We start from the raw sequence: 17,242 nt of genomic DNA, 5'->3' as shown, positions 1-17,242 counted from the left end.
CGTCGTTTCAATCGCGAGTGCGCGAACGCGCCCGCATGAGGCGGTGCATCGCCTCGGCATTGTCCTTGCGGATGGTATCGACCATCCGCGATCTGGCGTCGGGAGAGGCTGCGTCGTCCTGGGCGTGGTCCATAAAGGTGCCGGCTTCACTCATCCAGATAGCCGCGCGATCGCCCGTTTCCGCATCCGCACCGCCCAAGGCGGCCGTGATCAGCGACCGCCGTGACAGGATGGTGCGAAGCGCCTCCTCCAATCCGTCTTCAGACATATGAGCATGAAGCCCCGGGATATCAACAGCTTTCGTCTGTCGCCAATGCCGCAAGGTCGAACGCTGCAAAGCGGCATGGCCGGGATCGTCGAAATCGAGGGCGAAAAAGGTCTCGTCCACCTCCGACAACAGCTCCGGAAAGAGCACGATTCCGCCGATCAGCGTCTGGGCTTGGCGGCTGTTACGGGCCAGCTTGGCCGCACCCGCGGCGATCGCCGTCTTGTCGGCTTTCCTTTCGGTCGGCTTTCGGCGGCCCGGTGTCCACTGGCGGCCGAATTGCTTGTCGAACCGGTCCAACAGTGCGGTCTTGTATTGTTCGCGCACCGTAGGGTCGGCGATCTCGTTCAGCGCCTCGTAGAGCCGCGATTTCAGCCCCGCCTTGGCTTCGGGGGTGTTCAGCGCTTCGCGCTCGATCTCCCGTCGCCACAGCATGTCCACGAGCGGGACAGAACGGTCCAGCAGCGCGGCGAAAGCCGGGGCGCCCTTGTCGCGGATCAGATCGTCCGGATCCTGCCTTTCCGGCATGATGACGAAACGTAAGCTCTGCCCGGGCCGTAGCAGCGGCAGGGCCCGTTCGATGGAGCGGTAGGCGGCGCGGAGCCCCGCCGCATCCCCGTCGAAGCAGAGATATCCGTCCGGCCCGGCGCGCCACAGCAGGGCCAGCTGTTCTTCCGTTAGGGCCGTGCCCATCGGCGCGACGGCATGGGCGAAGCCCGCCCGCGACAGGGCGATCACGTCCATATAGCCTTCGACCACGATCAGGCCGCGTGCCGGGTTCTTGGGGTCCGACAGCGCGGCGCGGGCGCGGTGATAGTTGTAGAGCAGCTGCCCCTTGGAGAAGAGCCGCGTTTCCGGCGAGTTGAGATATTTCGCCTTGGCCTCCGGGTCCATCGCCCGCCCGCCAAAGCCCACCAGCCGACCGCGCGTATCGTGTATCGGAAACATGATGCGGTTGCGGAACCGGTCCCAACTGCCCCGGCTGCTATCGTCGGGATCGATCAGGAGCCCCGCCTCGATCAGCTGCCGCTCCTCCGCGCCTTCCCGGATCAGATTGTCTTTCAATGCCGAAAAGCTGTTCTCGGCAAAGCCGAGTCCGAACTGTTTCGCCGCCGTCTTGGTCAGGCCGCGTCCTTTCAGATAGTCCCGCGCCGCCTCGCCCGGCGCGCGGTAGAGCGTCTTTTCAAAGTGATCTTGCGCACGCTCCATCCAGCTGATGGCCGCCTTGCGTTCCTTCGCGCGCTGTTCGGCTTTCGGGTCTTCGCGCGGCAGCTCCATCCCCGCCATCTGCGCCAGCGCCTCGACCGCTTCGGGGAAGCTCAACCCCTGCACCTCCATCAGGAAGCTGATCGCGTCGCCATGCTTGCCGGACGAAAAACAGTGATAAAACCCCTTCTGGTCGTTGACGAAGAAGGACGGCGTCTTTTCGTTGGTGAACGGCGAAAGCCCGGCGAATTCCCGCCCCTGCCGGCGCAGCTTCACATGCTTGCCGATCACGTCCGAAGGCCGGACGCGGGATTTCAACTCTTCGAGAAAGGCTTCGCCGAAACGCACGCGGCGATCCTACCCGCGAATCACGGGCGGCGCGAGTCGTCAGACACAGCCTCAGGGCGATAATCGGGAAGAGACGTGAGCGGCTTGATGAAATCCCGACCGAACGGACCGTCGATCGCCGCCAATAGAGGCGCCAGTTCGCCGATCAGCTCGTCCAATGCCGTGCGGCCGGCGCAACTGTGGCGCCTGACTTGCTGCATGGAGTCCCCGTCACGGTGAATGAGTCGCAACATGGATCCGTCCCCGCAGACGATGAAGGTCTCCGCCTTGCCTTTTTCGATGCCCGAAGGGTTGCCGTAGTCGTCGATCGCATCAAGGGAAGACCAATCGAAATTCTCCAGACGCGCCAAGATCTTCCTGACAGTTTCGGCCTCGCCCTCGGCGTGCAGCAATTGCCGCAGCGAGATGGCGCGGTTCATCCGGTCGTCTTTGCGGAAAGTCACACCACGAATCGTCCAGCCGTCTGCGCGCGCGAAACCATCACGCCCCCAATATTCGAGGACCAGATAACGCTCTATGGGCCGTCGCAAGGACAGGCTTTCATGGATGAGATAGTATCTGTCGGCGGAACTGATGCGCTCCCAGTCGCGCAAATCCTCGGCTTTCGCCGGAACCGCCAGCATGAACAGGACGAGTAGCAGGAGAGCGGCAAAGCGGATCATGCGAGGTCTCCCGTGGGAAACCCGCCCGCCTTGCTGACCATGCCGGGCAACGTCTTCTCCATCACCTCGGACAACCATTGCACCGTGTCGATCACGGCGTCCAGATCGTAGCCCGTGTCATAACCGCCGCGTTCCAGCATGTAGATCACGTCTTCGCTCGGCACGTTGCCGGTTGCGTTGGGCGCGAACGGGCAGCCGCCGATGCCGCCGATGGAGGCGTCGATGGTCGCGACGCCCGACTGCAAGGCGGCATGGACGTTGGCGAGGCCGGTGTTTCGCGTGTTGTGGAAATGGGCGCGTACGGAGAGCTGCGGAAAGTCGCGGGCGATGCGCTCGAACATCGAGGCGACCTGCCACGGATTGGCGACGCCGATCGTGTCGGCCACGGCGACTTCGCGAAACCCCGCCCGCGCGAACCGGTCGATCATGCCGATGACGATGTCTTCGGGCACCTCGCCCTCGAACGGGCAACCGAACCCCGTGGCGATGGTGACGTTGTAGGTCAGCCCGGCCGCCCTCGCCTTCTCCGCCATGGCGATGGACATCTCGACGGAGCTTTCGCGCGTCTGGTTCTGGTTCTTCGTCGCGAACGTATCGCTGGCGCAGGCGACGAGGCCGATCTCGTCCACTGTCGTCTTCAGCGCCCGGTCCATGCCGCGTTCGTTCATGACGAGGCCCGTATAGGTCACGTCGGGCCGGTCCGGCAGACCGGCGATCACGGCTTCGGCGTCCGCCATCTGCGGCACGTATTTCGGATGGGCGAAGCTGGCGACCTCGATGCGCCTCGCCCCGGCCGCCACCGCCCGGCCGATCAGATCGAGCTTCTCGCCCGTCGAGAAGATCCGGGATTCGTTCTGCAGGCCGTCGCGCGCCGTGGCGTCGAGGATTTCGATGGGGCGGCTCATGTTGATGGATCTGTGTTCAGCTCGGTAGACCCAGCCAGGCCATAGCGCGACATAAAAAAGCGCTCGGAACCCGGACTTCCAAACTGACTGACGGTCGTCTCGTTGTTGCAGGTCATGACATTCTCCAGCGGTCCCACCATGTCGCAGGGATCCGTTACCGACGCCTACAGGGCATCCACGATTGCGGCGAGACCCGGCATCACATCCCGGTCATCATCGACTGGTGGACGGGTCATGCCAAGGCGCACGATGACCGCATTCTTCGACGGTATGACGATGACCCGCTGAACGTCGTGGCCACCCATGAAATAGGCGTCGTCAGGCAGTCCCGGCAAGCGTGGCCGCCCATCGGGCAGCGCTGCGTTCAACCACCAATGGGCGCCGTAGAACGGCGCTTCGTCCGGAAGCAACGGCGTCACCGCGAAATCGACAGCGCTTTCCGGCAGGATGCGGCGTCCGTTCCACGTTCCGTCATTCAGGTAGAGCTGCCCCAGACGCGCCCAGTCGCGCGGGCTGGCATAGAGATAGCTCGACCCGATGAACGTCCCGCCCGCATCTGTTTCGAAGACCGGCGTCGTCATGCCGAGAGGACCGAACAGGACTTCGTAAGGCCAGTCGTGATAATCTTCGCCCGACGCTTCGACGGCCCGGCGCAGCACGGCAGACAGGATGTTCGTGGTCCCGCTGGAATAGGCCCAATGCGTTCCGGGCGCATGGGCCGATGGGCTTTGGGCAGCCGACAGGCCCATGTGACGGCTGCCGAACAGCATGCGCGTGACGTCCGAGGCCGGATCGCCGTAATCTTCCCCGAAGTCGAGTCCGTCGGCCATGTGCAGGAGGTCGGCGACCGTGATGTCCGCACGCGGGTCATCGCCCGTCCATCCGGGCATGAGGTCGCTGTCGCTCAACGACAGCAGGCCCCGGTCCAAGGCGATCGCCGTCAGGGCCTGAGTCACCGATTTGGCCATGGACCAGCTCTGCATCGGCATATCCGGGCCGAACCCGTCGGCATAGTCTTCCGCAATGATGCGCCCGTACTGGACGACGAGCACGGCGCGAATGTCGGCCGTCACGTCGGCGTTCGCGCTTGTGCGGAACCGCTCCGCCAGTGCCTGGATGTCCGGATCGATTGCGACCGGCCACGACGACGGCGTGACTTCGGGGCGGTCCCTGACATCGCCGACCGGTCGGCCGTCGATCGCCAGCGCGCAGCCATAGCCTGGGCGGTGGACCGCCTCGGCCCGGCCCAAAACGCCGAGCAGGCTGCCGCGGACGATACCGGCCGCTTCGTCCAGCTCGACCGACGTGCGGGATACGGCCGGATGGATGCGGTCGAAGTCGCGCGCCAGGACGTCGTCCGGATCGCGACCGGCGACGAAGACTTCCGAGCAGACGGACTTGGCTTTGTAATGGGTTGCGGACCGCGCATACGGATCGGCGATCAGGACGGCCAGGAAGACCGATGCGATCAGCAAGCCCAGGGATACTATCAGCAGACCGCGTTTCATTCTGTCCCTATAGGCGGCCGGACCCCCGGCGCAAACGGCTCAGTCGGACATTCAAAGGCCGCTCCGGGGAGCGGCCTTTGAATGTCGAATGGAGCGGGATGCTATTCCGCGGCGTCGTCCTGGATTTCCGCCGGGAACTCTTCCATCGGAGCCGCGGCTGCGCGCTCTTCGAGCAGCTTGGTGTCGCGGTCGTTGGCAAGCTTCTGGTAGCGGCGCAGATTGCCGCCCGTGCCGGCCGGGATCAGGCGACCCACGATCACGTTTTCCTTCAGGCCTTCGAGCAGGTCTTCCTTGCCTTGGACCGACGCTTCCGTGAGGACGCGCGTCGTTTCCTGGAACGAAGCCGCAGAGATGAAGCTGCGGGTCTGCAGCGACGCCTTGGTGATACCGAGAAGGACCGGCTCGCCCGTGGCGGGGCGCGCCTTCTTGTTCTCGGCCAGCAAGGCGGCGTTGCGGGCGTTGAACTCGATCTTGTCGAGCTGTTCGGCGCGGATCATGGACGTGTCGCCCGGATCGGTCACTTCGACCTTCTGCAGCATCTGGCGCACGATCACTTCGATGTGCTTGTCGTTGATCGGCACGCCCTGGAGGCGGTAGACGCCCTGGACTTCGTCGACGAGATATTCCGCCAGCGCTTCCACGCCCATGACGGCGAGGATATCGTGCGGAGCCGGGTTGCCATCCACGATGTAGTCGCCGCGTTTGACGATATCGCCGTCCGCCACGAGCATGTGCTTGCCTTTGGGAACGAGGAAGCTGATCGACTCGCCGTCTTCCGTTTCGGGGAGGATCGAGATCTTGCGCTTGTTCTTGTAGTCGCGCGTGAATTCGATCTTGCCGTCCATCTGGGCGATGATGGCGTCGTCCTTCGGACGGCGCGCTTCGAACAGCTCGGCCACGCGGGGCAGTCCCCCCGTGATGTCGCGCTGTGTCGCGGATCCTTTGGGGATACGCGCCAGCACGGCACCCGGCTTAACCGTGTCGCCGTCATTGACCGACAGAATGGCCCCGACCGCGAGCATGTAGCGCGCGATCCGGTTTTCGCCGAGCTCGACGGGCTCTCCGTTCTCGCCTTCGATGACGGCCGCCGGCTGGATGTCGCCGGACTTGGAGCTGGCGCGCCAATCCACGATCACCTTGGACGAAATGCCGGTTTCCTCGTCGGTCTCTTCCTTGGCGGAGACACCTTCGACGATGTCGAGCAGACGGACCGTGCCGCCCACTTCGGACAGGATCGGCATGGTGTACGGATCCCATTCGGCCAGCTTCGTGCCGATATTGACCATCGCGCCATTGTCGAGCGGAAGGCGAGACCCGTAGTCGACCTTATGCATTTCCAGCGACTTGCCGTCGGCATTGACGACTTCGACTTCGAGCTTGCGGCTGTTGACCACGAAACCGTTATCGGTCGCGATGACGTCTTTCTCGTCATATTTGATGCGGCCTTCATTGACGGCTTCGATGGTGGACTTGTCCGCGACCGAGGCCGTGCCGCCGATGTGGAACGTCCGCATCGTCAGCTGCGTGCCGGGTTCGCCGATCGACTGGGCGGCGATCACGCCGACCGCTTCGCCCATGTTCACCTTCGTCCCGCGGGCCAGATCGCGGCCGTAGCAGGTCGCGCAGATGCCGGTGACGGTTTCGCAAGTCAGCGGCGAACGCACGCGAATGGTGGTCGCACCGGATTCGTCCACGGCGGCTGCGATGTCCTCATCGACATAGGTGTTGGCGGGATAGAGCAGATCGCCGGTCCGCGGATCGTGCAGATCTTCGGACGTGACACGCCCCAAGATGCGCTCGCCCAGCGAGACGACGACCTCACCGCCATTGACGACGGGCTTGATCTCGATGCCCTGTTCGGTGCCGCAATCCTGTTCCGTGACGATGCAGTCCTGGGCCACGTCGACGAGGCGGCGCGTCAGATAGCCGGAGTTGGCCGTCTTCAACGCCGTATCCGCAAGACCCTTCCGGGCCCCGTGGGTCGAGTTGAAGTAGTCCATCACCGTGAGGCCTTCCTTGAAGTTCGCGGTGATCGGCGTCTCGATGATCTCGCCGGACGGCTTGGCCATGAGGCCGCGCATGCCCGCGAGCTGCTTCATCTGGTTCTTGGACCCGCGCGCGCCGGAATCGGCCATCATGAAGATCGAGTTGATCATCTTCCGCGGCTTGGCGGCCTCGTCCATCATGGCGTCGGCCACCTTGTCGGTGCATTTCGACCAGGCATCCACGACCTTGTTGTACTTCTCGCCCTTGGTGATCAGGCCGTCCGCATATTGCTGTTCGAAATCCTGGACCAGGTTCTCGGTCTCCTCGACGAGAGTGTACTTCGCGTCGGGGATGATCATGTCGTCCTTGCCGAACGAGATGCCGGCCTTGGCGGCTTCGCCGAAGCCCAGACCCATCATCTTGTCGGCGAAGATCACCGTCGCCTTTTGACCGGCGTGGCGGTAGACGATGTCGATCAGCTTGCCGATTTCCTTCTTCGTCAACTCCTTGTTGATGACGTCGTAGGGGATATTGGCGTTCTTGGGGAGGTATTCACCGAGCTTCAGGCGGCCGGGCGTGGTCTCGGCCACTTCCATGGTGACGGACCCGTCCTCATGCGTGACCGGGAACCGGCCCTTCACCTTGGCATGCAGGGTGACGAGCTTGTTGTCCAAGGCGGCCTCGACTTCGGCCACGTCGGCGAACATCATGCCTTCGCCTTTCTCGCCGTCGCGCATCAGCGACATGTAGTAGAGGCCTAAGACGATATCCTGGGACGGCACGATGATCGGACGACCGTTCGCGGGCGACAGGATGTTGTTGGTGGACATCATCAGCACGCGCGCTTCCAGCTGCGCTTCGATGGACAGCGGCACGTGCACGGCCATCTGGTCGCCATCGAAGTCGGCATTGAACGCCGCGCAGACGAGCGGGTGCAGGCGGATTGCCTTGCCTTCCGTCAGTTTCGGCTCGAACGCCTGGATGCCGAGACGGTGCAGCGTCGGCGCGCGATTGAGCAGAACCGGGTGCTCGCGGATCACTTCGTCCAGAATATCCCAGATTTCAGGACGTTCCTTCTCGACCAGCTTCTTGGACTGCTTGACCGTGCCGGACAGACCCTTGGCGTCGAGGCGCGAATAGATGAACGGCTTGAACAGCTCGAGCGCCATCTTCTTGGGCAGACCGCATTCGTGCAGTTTCAGCTCAGGGCCAACCACGATCACGGACCGACCGGAATAGTCGACGCGCTTGCCAAGCAAATTCTGACGGAAGCGACCCTGCTTGCCTTTCAGCATATCGGACATGGATTTCAGCGGACGCTTGTTCGCCCCCGTGATGGTCCGGCCCCGACGGCCATTGTCGAACAGGGCGTCGACCGACTCCTGCAGCATCCGTTTTTCATTCCGGATGATGATGTCGGGTGCGCGCAGTTCGATGAGGCGCTTCAGGCGGTTGTTCCGGTTGATGACGCGGCGGTACAGATCGTTCAGGTCGGACGTGGCGAAACGGCCGCCATCCAGCGGGACGAGCGGGCGCAGTTCCGGCGGGATGACCGGAACAATGGTCAGGACCATCCACTCCGGACGGTTGCCGGACGTCTTGAAGGACTCCAGCAGTTTCAAACGCTTGGACAGCTTCTTGAGTTTCAGCTCGGAGCCCGTCTCAGTCATGTCGAAACGGGTGCGCTCGATCTCGGCATCGAGGTCGAGGCCAGCCAGCATTTCGCGAACGGCTTCCGCGCCGATCCCGGCGGTGAAGCTGTCTTCGCCGAACTCGGCTTGGGCGTCGAGATATTCTTCCTCGGACAGGATCTGACGCTCATCGAGGCTGGTGAGGCCCGGCTCGGTCACGACATAGGACTCGAAATAGAGCACGCGCTCCACTTCCTTCAGCGTCATGTTGAGCATGGTCGCGATGCGCGACGGCAGCGATTTCAGAAACCAGATGTGGGCGACCGGCGCAGCCAGCTCGATATGGCCCATGCGCTCGCGGCGAACCCGCGTGACGGTGACTTCGACGCCGCACTTCTCGCACACGACGCCTTTGTACTTCATGCGTTTGTATTTGCCGCACAGGCACTCATAGTCCTTCACGGGGCCGAAGATGCGCGCGCAGAACAGACCGTCCTTCTCGGGCTTGAAGGTCCGGTAGTTGATGGTTTCGGGCTTCTTGATTTCGCCGAAAGACCAGGAGAGGATCTTCTCCGGGCTGGCCAGCGATATACGGATCCGGTCGAAGGACGGGCCTTCCTGTGCCGGGTTGAAGATGTTCATGACCTCTTGGTTCATGTCATTTCCTTTTATGTTGGACCGCACCGCGTCCGGCTTGGTCCGAGAAAAGAGTTCGGAAGAAGAAAGGACCTCTTCCGATATTCCTCACCCCGGACTTGATCCGGGGTCCATCACCCAACCGTCACTCTGCATGACACGTTTGGGAGATGGCTCCCGGGTCGGGCCCGGGATGAGGGCAGTCTTGGTCGGCCTACCCGTTCGTCAGTTCGACGTTCAGGCCGAGCGAGCGGATTTCCTTGACGAGAACGTTGAAGCTCTCCGGGATGCCCGCTTCGAATGTGTCGTCGCCGCGCACGATGGACTCGTAGACTTTCGTCCGGCCCGCCACGTCGTCCGACTTGACCGTCAGCATTTCCTGCAGCGTGTAGGCCGCGCCGTAGGCTTCCAGCGCCCAGACTTCCATCTCGCCGAAGCGTTGGCCACCGAACTGGGCCTTGCCGCCCAGCGGCTGCTGCGTGACGAGCGAGTACGGGCCGATGCTCCGCGCGTGGATCTTGTCGTCCACCAAGTGGTGCAGCTTGAGCAGGTACTTGTAGCCGACCGTGACCGGACGGGTGAACTGCTCGCCCGTGCGGCCGTCATGCAGGATGACCTGACCGGAACTGTGCAATCCGGCCTTTTCCAGCATCTTGACGATGTCCGGCTCACGCGCCCCGTCGAAGACGGGCGTGGCGATCGGCACACCGCGTTCCAGATTGCCGGCCAGCTCGATGATCTCGTCGTTCTTGCGCGGCAAGGTGACATCATCGCCATAGGCGCTCTGGAGCGTTTCCCGAAGCGGCGCCATGTTGCCGTCCTCGCGGTAGGCTTCCAGCGCCTCGTTGATCATGTCGCCGACTCCGGCACAGGCCCAGCCGAGGTGAGTTTCCAGGATCTGCCCGACATTCATCCGCGACGGAACGCCCAACGGGTTTAGAACGATGTCGACAGCCTTGCCGTTGGCCAGGAAAGGCATGTCCTCGATCGGATTGATCTTGGAGATGACCCCCTTGTTTCCGTGACGTCCGGCCATCTTGTCGCCCGGTTGCAGCTTGCGCTTCACCGCGACGAAGACCTTGACCATCTTCATCACGCCCGGAGGCAGGTCGTCGCCGCGTTGCAGCTTGTCGACCTTGTCCTCGAACCGGGCGTCGAGCCGCGCTTTGGAGCTGTCATACTGCTCCTTGAGCGCTTCGAGTTCGCCGATGGCTTTCTCGTCGTCCAGGCCGATGCGCCACCAATCGGACCGCGGAACGTCGTTCAGCGTCTCGTCGGTGATCGGGCCTTTCTTGAAGCCGCGAGGACCGGACACGGCCGTCTTGCCCATCAGAACGGTGCGGACACTGTTGTAGATGGAACGTTCCAGGATGGTCAGCTCGTCATCGCGGTCCTTGCCGAGGCTCTCGATTTCCTCGCGCTCGATCTGCATCGCGCGCTCGTCCTTCTCGACGCCCTGGCGGTTGAACACGCGCACTTCCACGACTGTGCCGGAGGCTCCGGGCGGCAGTTTCAGCGAGGTATCGCGAACGTCGGAGGCTTTCTCGCCGAAGATGGCGCGCAGGAGCTTTTCTTCCGGCGTCATCGGGGACTCGCCCTTGGGCGTGACCTTGCCGACGAGAATGTCGCCAGCATGGACTTCGGCGCCCACGGCCACGATCCCGGCCTCATCCAGATTGCGCAAGGATTCCTCGCCGACATTCGGAATGTCGCGCGTGATTTCTTCCGGGCCGAGCTTCGTGTCGCGCGCCATGACCGAGAATTCCTCGATGTGCAGCGACGTGTAGACGTCGTCGCGCACGATGCGCTCCGATATCAGGATCGAGTCCTCGAAGTTGTAGCCGTTCCACGGCATGAAGGCGACGAGCACGTTCTTGCCGAGCGCCAGCTCGCCCAGATCCGTGCTGGGGCCGTCCGCGATGATGTCGCCGGCCTTGATCTCGTCGCCCACCTTGACCAGCGGACGCTGGTTGATGGTCGTGGACTGGTTGGACCGCTGGAACTTCAGCAGGTTGTAGATATCGACACCCGACTTGGTCAGGTCCGTTTCCTTGTTGGCGCGGACCACGATGCGTTTCGCGTCCACCTGCTCGACGATGCCGTCGCGCTTGGCGGTGACGGTCGCGCCTGAGTCGACAGCCACGACACCTTCCATGCCAGTGCCGACCAGAGGCGCTTCGGCCTTCAGCAGCGGCACGGCCTGGCGCATCATGTTCGATCCCATCAGGGCGCGGTTGGCGTCATCGTTCTCCAGGAACGGGATCAACGCCGCGGCGACCGAGACCAGCTGCTTGGGCGACACGTCGATGAAGTTCACCTCGTCCCGAGGGGCCTGGATGACTTCGCCGTTGGCGCGGCAGGTGATCAGGTCGTCGACCAGCATGCCTTCATCCGATACGGCGGCGTTGGCCTGGGCCACGACATAGCGCGCCTCTTCCATGGCAGACAGATATTCCACCTTGTCCTGCAGCTTGCCGTTTTCGACCTTGCGGTACGGGCTTTCGATGAAACCGTATTCGTTAACGCGGGCATGCGTCGCCAGGCTGTTGATCAGACCGATGTTCGGACCTTCCGGCGTTTCGATCGGACAGATCCGACCGTAGTGGGTCGGATGCACGTCGCGCACTTCGAAGCCTGCGCGTTCGCGCGTCAGACCGCCGGGGCCAAGCGCGGAGAGACGGCGCTTGTGCGTGATCTCCGACAGCGGGTTGGTCTGGTCCATGAATTGGCTCAGCTGCGAGGAGCCGAAGAATTCGCGCACCACGGCGGCCGCCGGTTTGGCGTTGATGAGGTCGTGCGGCATGACCGTCTCGATATCGACCGATTGCATGCGCTCCTTGATGGCGCGTTCCATGCGCAACAAGCCGATGCGGTACTGGTTCTGCATCAGTTCGCCGACCGAGCGGACCCGGCGGTTGCCGAGATTGTCGATATCGTCGATCGACCCGATGCCGTCTTTCAGCTTCACCAGCGTGTCGACGACGGCGAGGATGTCTTCCTTGCGCAGGACGCGCATTTCCGGCTCGGCGTCCAACTCCATGCGCAGGTTCATCTTAACCCGGCCGACGGCGGACAGGTCGTAGCGTTCCTGATCGAAGAAGAGCGAGTTGAACAGGTCTTCCGCCGCTTCCGCTGTGGGCGGCTCGCCCGGGCGCATGACGCGGTAGATGTCGACCAGCGCGCCCTCGCGGCTATCGTTCTTGTCGGCCGCCAGCGTGTTGCGGATATAGGGGCCGACATTGACATGGTCGATGTTCAGCACCGAGATCTCGCCGACACCGACTTCGTTGATCTGCTCCATCGCCTCTTCGGACAGTTCGTCGCCTGCTTCGGCATAGATCTGACCCGTTTTCATGTTGACGATGTCTTCAGCGACGAAACGTTCGGACATTTCAAAGTCCGAAATGAGTATCTTCTTCACGCCGTCATCGACCAGTTTGGTTGCGCCACGCTTGGTCAGCTTGCGGCCCGCAGGCGCAACGACTTCACCGGTCGCCGCATCGACCAGGTCGCGCTGCAACTTGGCGCCGCGATATTCGTCGGCGTTGAACGCCCGCGTCCAGCCGCCTTTCTTGGCGTCGCGCTGAAATTCGACCGCGTCGTAATATTGCTCCAGAATGTCTTCGCGGCTCATGCCGAGCGCATAGAGCACGGTCGTGGCCGGGAGTTTCCGGCGACGATCGATGCGCGCATACAGGATGTCCTTATGGTCGAATTCGAAGTCGAGCCAGGATCCGCGGTAAGGGATGATCCGCGCCGAGAACAGGAACTTGCCGGAGCTATGGGACTTGCCCTTGTCATGATCGAAGAACACGCCCGGAGACCGGTGCATCTGGGAAACGATGACCCGCTCCGTGCCGTTGACGATAAACGTGCCCTTGTCGGTCATGAGCGGGATGTCGCCCATATAAACGTCTTGCTCCTTGATGTCCTTGACGGACCGCGCGCCCGTATCGTCGTCGATATCGAACACGACCAGGCGCATCTTGACCTTCAGCGGGGCGGCAAAGGTGATGTCGCGCTGCTGGCATTCCTCTTCGTCGAACTTGGGCGGTTCGAACACGAAGGAGACATATTCCAGCACGGCACGGTCGGAGAAATCGCGCACGGGGAAGACGGAATTGAAAACGCCGTTGATGCCCTGGTCCTTGAGGCGCTCGGACGGGTCCATGTCCTTCTGGAGGAAATGGTCGTAGGAGCTTTTCTGCACCTCGATCAGATTGGGCATGGAGACGGCTTCGGGAATGCGCCCGAAGCTTTTGCGGATACGTTTCTTGCCTGTAAAAGTCAGTGACATCAAAGACACCCTTTGTCGGTCGCGGCCTGACGAACGGGGCTGCAGCCCCCGCCCGCCGGTCAAATTGGGTCCGGTTGAAGATTAGACTGGCGACCGGGCGCCAGTTCGGACGGGTGTTTTTCCTCCCCAGACCATCGGAGGTGTCCGCGGGCGCGGCAAGCGCCCACGGACTGATAGGGTTGAGCCCTACTTGAGTTCGACAGAGGCGCCGGCAGCTTCCAGCTTCTCTTTGATGTCGTTGGCTTCGGCTTCCGGCACGGCTTCCTTGACGGCCTTCGGCGCACCTTCGACCAGTTCCTTGGCTTCCTTGAGGCCCAGGCCGGTGATGGCGCGGACTTCCTTGATGACGGCGATCTTGTTGCCGCCGAACGAAGTCATGACGACATCGAAGTCGGTCTTGGCTTCGGCCGCGCCGCCGGCGTCGCCGCCGGCCGGTCCGGCCATGACAGCCGCCGCCGCCGGCTCGATGCCGTATTCGTCTTTCAGGATGTCGTTGAGCTCTTTGGCTTCGAGAATGGTCAGACCGACCAGCTCTTCTGCCAGTTTTTTAACATCAGCCATGATGTAGTTCCTTTTGGTTTGCCTTCAAGTGCAACACTGTCAGGCGGTTTGGTTCGAGTTTTGCGAGAATGATGTTGCGAACTAGGCGTCTGCCTTTTCCTCGATGGTCGCGATCGCGCCAGAAAGGCTCCGGGCGGGCGACATGAGGGCGGAAGCGACATTCGTGGCTTGGCTCAGCAGACGCTGTGCGGCCATGGAGATCAGCTCCTCGCGGCTTGGCAGTTTCGACAGAGAGTCGATTCCGGAGGAATCGAACACTTCGTCACCCATGAATCCGCCGATGATCTTGAAGGCATCGGATTCCTTTTGGAATTCGACGGCGACTTTCGGGGCGCTGATCATGTCGTCGGCCCAGGCGATCGCCACGGGTCCCTTGAACATGGCTCCAGCACCTTCGAAAGGCTGGTCCTTCATGGCGATCTTCGCCAGACGGTTCTTCACAACGCGAATCGTCGCGCCGCGCTCTCTGAGCTTGGCACGCAGGTCCGTCATTTCCGCAACGGTCATGCCCGAATATTCGGCCATCACCACGGATCCGGCTTCCGCGAAGATGCTCTTCAGCTCTTCGACGGCTTCCGCTTTTTGAGTGCGATCCATTTGCGGTCTCCGTTGTAGCGGACACCAGCACCATTGCCGGCATCCTCTGTTTGGGCCCTAAGACCCACTTGGGGTGCCCGCTGCACCGTCACACATGATGGGACGAGGCAACGAACGGTTGTCTGTCCCAAAGCTCGAACCGAACCGTTGCGACGCGAAAAGCGCCGCGCGAATTTGGTCTGTCGCTCTGTCTGCGCCGGAATTACGAAGCCAAGCGGCTTCACCGACGGTCTCGGACAGCTTGCCCGCCAGCCTCGAAAGACAAGCGGGCCATCCGGCGGGACGAAAGCCCCGCCGACATTCTCTAGCCGATATCGGCCGTATCGATCTTCACGCCCGGACCCATGGTCGAGCTGAGCGTCACCTTCTGGATGAAAGTGCCCTTGGCGCCGGACGGACGCTCGCGTTGGATCTTCTCCAGCACGAAGTTGACGTTTTCCGCCAGCTTGTCCGCGTCGAAGCTCGCCTTGCCGACACCGGCATGAACGATGCCCGACTTCTCGGCCCGGTACTCCACGGCGCCGCCCTTGGAATCCTTGACCGCCTGACCGACATTCGGCGTGACCGTCCCGACCTTCGGGTTCGGCATCAGGCCTTTTGGACCCAGCACCTTGCCCAGGCGACCGACTAGCGGCATCATGTCCGGCGTCGCGATGACCCGGTCGAACGGCATGTCGCCGTTCTGGATCTGCTCGGCCAGATCGTCCGCACCGACAATGTCGGCCCCGGCTTCACGCGCCTCGTCCGCCTTCGCATCCTTGGCGAAAACGGCGACGCGGACCGAACGGCCCGTGCCGTTGGGCAGATTGGCGACGCCGCGGACCATCTGGTCGGCGTGACGCGGATCGACACCGAGGTTCAGGGCCAGCTCGATCGTTTCGTCGAACTTGGCCGTGGCGTTCTTCTTGACCAGTTCGACAGCATCCTTGACGCTGTATTCCGTCTCGCGGTCGAACGTGGCCATCGCGGCCTTGTAGCGTTTTCCGCCTTTGAGTTTGTCTTGTGCCATGGTCCTACTCCGTGACCTCGTAACCCATCGAACGGGCGGAGCCCTCGATGATCTTGGTGGCCTGATCCAGATCGTTGGCGGACAGGTCGACCATTTTGGCTTCGGCGATTTCGCGGCACTGGGCCTTGGTCACCGTGCCACCGACTTCGCTGCCTGGATTGTTCGACCCGGATTTCTTGCCGGCGGCCTTTTTCAGGTAATAGCTGGCCGGCGCCGTCTTGGTGACGAACGAGAACGACTTGTCACCATAGACGGTGATGATGGTCGGTGTCGGAATGCCCTTTTCGAGCTCTTCGGTCTTGGCGTTGAACGCCTTGGCGAATTCCATGATGTTGACGCCGCGCTGACCCAATGCGGGGCCCAGCGGCGGGGACGGGTTCGCGGAACCCGCCGGGATCGTCAGCTTGATGTAGCCGTCAATCTTCTTTGCCATTGTCCACTCCTATGGCGGTTGCGCATGACATTATTGCCGTCGCGCGTGTGGTGACCGTGGTGCGGGAACGACTGGACTTAGCCGCCCCTTCCACAGTCGGTGTGTGCAAATGCGCGAGAGCCTAGCTCTCCTTCTCCACTTGCGAATAATCCAGTTCGACGGGCGTGCCCTGCCCGAAGATGTTAATGAGCACTTTGAGGCGCGCGGCCTCTTCGTCAACGCTTTCGACCGAACCGGAGAAACTCTGGAACGGACCGTCGACGACCTTGATGATCTCTCCGATCTCGAAGCTGATCGTCGGACGCACCGGCGCGGCCCCCTCTTCCGAAGACCCGATGATGCGCGCGACTTCCTTTTCCGGAACCGGGCGCGGCTTCTTGGATGCACTGCTGGCTCCGAGGAAACCCGTGACCTTCGGCGAATTGGCGATCAGGTGATAGGCCTCGTCGGTCAGGTCCACCTTGACGAGGACATAGCCGGGGAAGAACTTGCGCTCGCTCTCGACCTTGCGGCCGCGGCGCACCTCCACCACCGTTTCGGTCGGCACCAGCACTTCTTCGAACAGATGGGCCAGGCCCTTCTCTTCGGCGTCGCGCTCGAGCGTTTCCTTCACGCGCTTCTCGAAATTCGAGTAGGCCTGAACGATGTACCACTGTGCAGCCATTAGGAGGCGCTCCCAAAACTTAGTACCCACGGCACCACGATGCCGATCAGGAAATCCACGGCGAAGAAGAACAGGCCGAACAGGATCACGCAGATCATGACGAGGATCGTCGTCTGACGCGTTTCCTTCCAGCTCGGCCAGACGACCTTGCGGCCTTCCTGCTGAACCTGGGCCAGATAGGTCGCCGGTGACACTTTCGGTGCCATGTCGGCGCCCTTCTTGGACGGATTGGCTGACTTGCCTTTCGCCATCGCAGGCATTCCCTTGCTTGAACGGCGAAACGCGGAAGTCCGAGACGGACCCCCGCGACACCTGGAGCCCGGACCCCTAACGGATCCGGAACGTGTCAGATAGTGGCAGGGGCAGAAGGACTTGAACCCTCGACACCTGGATTTGGAATCCAGTGCTCTACCAACTGAGCTATACCCCTAAAGACTACTCCGTGATTTTGGACACGACGCCGGCGCCGACGGTGCGGCCGCCTTCGCGGATGGCGAAGCGCAGCTTCTCTTCCATGGCGATCGGCACGATCAG

12 protein-coding genes, 1 tRNA gene and 1 pseudogene are annotated in these 17,242 nt (G+C 62.3%); all 14 read right to left on the bottom strand.

Translation table 11 applies throughout. The features are described 5' to 3' along the window. Nucleotides 1-7: 7 nt before the first annotated feature. A complete protein-coding gene (gene dnaG / locus Q0718_RS10125; RefSeq protein WP_298917233.1) occupies nucleotides 8-1,819 on the bottom strand; it encodes a DNA primase in 1,812 nt (603 codons plus the stop codon). A gap of 20 nt (nucleotides 1,820-1,839) precedes the next feature. Then, a complete protein-coding gene (locus Q0718_RS10120; protein ID WP_298917230.1) occupies nucleotides 1,840-2,481 on the bottom strand; it encodes a hypothetical protein in 642 nt (213 codons plus the stop codon). After that, nucleotides 2,478-3,386, bottom strand: coding sequence for a hydroxymethylglutaryl-CoA lyase (locus Q0718_RS10115; protein ID WP_298917227.1), 909 nt, complete (start codon nucleotides 3,384-3,386; stop codon nucleotides 2,478-2,480). Before Q0718_RS10115 ends, Q0718_RS10120 begins: the two co-directional genes overlap by 4 nt. A 164-nt stretch (nucleotides 3,387-3,550) precedes the next feature. After that, the gene (locus Q0718_RS10110; RefSeq protein WP_298917225.1) at nucleotides 3,551-4,894 is read right to left on the bottom strand and encodes a serine hydrolase; all 1,344 of its coding nucleotides are present in this window, start codon (nucleotides 4,892-4,894) and stop codon (nucleotides 3,551-3,553) included. Between the two features lie 101 nt (nucleotides 4,895-4,995). After that, on the bottom strand, nucleotides 4,996-9,168 hold the full coding sequence (gene rpoC, locus Q0718_RS10105; RefSeq protein ID WP_298917222.1) for a DNA-directed RNA polymerase subunit beta': 4,173 nt from the start codon (nucleotides 9,166-9,168) through the stop codon (nucleotides 4,996-4,998). Between the two features lie 193 nt (nucleotides 9,169-9,361). After that, nucleotides 9,362-13,444 carry a DNA-directed RNA polymerase subunit beta gene (rpoB, locus tag Q0718_RS10100; RefSeq protein WP_298917221.1) on the bottom strand — a complete coding sequence of 1,361 codons (4,083 nt, stop codon included), beginning with the start codon at nucleotides 13,442-13,444 and terminating at the stop codon, nucleotides 9,362-9,364. 186 nt (nucleotides 13,445-13,630) lie between these two features. After that, nucleotides 13,631-14,005, bottom strand: a complete 375-nt coding sequence (rplL, locus tag Q0718_RS10095) for a 50S ribosomal protein L7/L12 (protein ID WP_298917219.1) — start codon at nucleotides 14,003-14,005, stop codon at nucleotides 13,631-13,633. Between the two features lie 81 nt (nucleotides 14,006-14,086). Next, nucleotides 14,087-14,602 carry a 50S ribosomal protein L10 gene (rplJ, locus tag Q0718_RS10090; RefSeq protein ID WP_298917217.1) on the bottom strand — a complete coding sequence of 172 codons (516 nt, stop codon included), beginning with the start codon at nucleotides 14,600-14,602 and terminating at the stop codon, nucleotides 14,087-14,089. A 304-nt stretch (nucleotides 14,603-14,906) separates the two neighbouring features. Continuing rightward, nucleotides 14,907-15,611 carry a 50S ribosomal protein L1 gene (gene rplA, locus Q0718_RS10085; protein ID WP_298917215.1) on the bottom strand — a complete coding sequence of 235 codons (705 nt, stop codon included), beginning with the start codon at nucleotides 15,609-15,611 and terminating at the stop codon, nucleotides 14,907-14,909. Nucleotides 15,612-15,615: 4 nt separating this feature from the next. Then, nucleotides 15,616-16,044: a 50S ribosomal protein L11 gene (gene rplK, locus Q0718_RS10080; RefSeq protein WP_298917213.1), complete on the bottom strand. Its 429-nt coding sequence runs from the start codon at nucleotides 16,042-16,044 to the stop codon at nucleotides 15,616-15,618. Nucleotides 16,045-16,165: 121 nt separating this feature from the next. Beyond that, entirely contained in the window at nucleotides 16,166-16,708 is a 543-nt protein-coding gene (nusG, locus tag Q0718_RS10075) for a transcription termination/antitermination protein NusG (protein ID WP_298917211.1), read from the bottom strand. Then, on the bottom strand, nucleotides 16,708-16,959 hold the full coding sequence (secE, locus tag Q0718_RS10070) for a preprotein translocase subunit SecE (protein ID WP_298917206.1): 252 nt from the start codon (nucleotides 16,957-16,959) through the stop codon (nucleotides 16,708-16,710). The genes nusG and secE overlap by 1 nt, the downstream gene beginning before the upstream one ends. Nucleotides 16,960-17,062: 103 nt before the next feature. Beyond that, nucleotides 17,063-17,138: transfer RNA gene (locus Q0718_RS10065), tRNA-Trp, on the bottom strand. A gap of 5 nt (nucleotides 17,139-17,143) precedes the next feature. Continuing rightward, a pseudogene (locus Q0718_RS10060) lies at nucleotides 17,144-17,242 on the bottom strand (elongation factor Tu); the annotation flags it as partial.

Origin of the sequence: uncultured Algimonas sp., from assembly GCF_947498175.1 — a bacterium.
GTDB lineage: Bacteria > Pseudomonadota > Alphaproteobacteria > Caulobacterales > Maricaulaceae > Litorimonas.
This window is presented reverse-complemented; position numbering and strand designations above follow the sequence as displayed.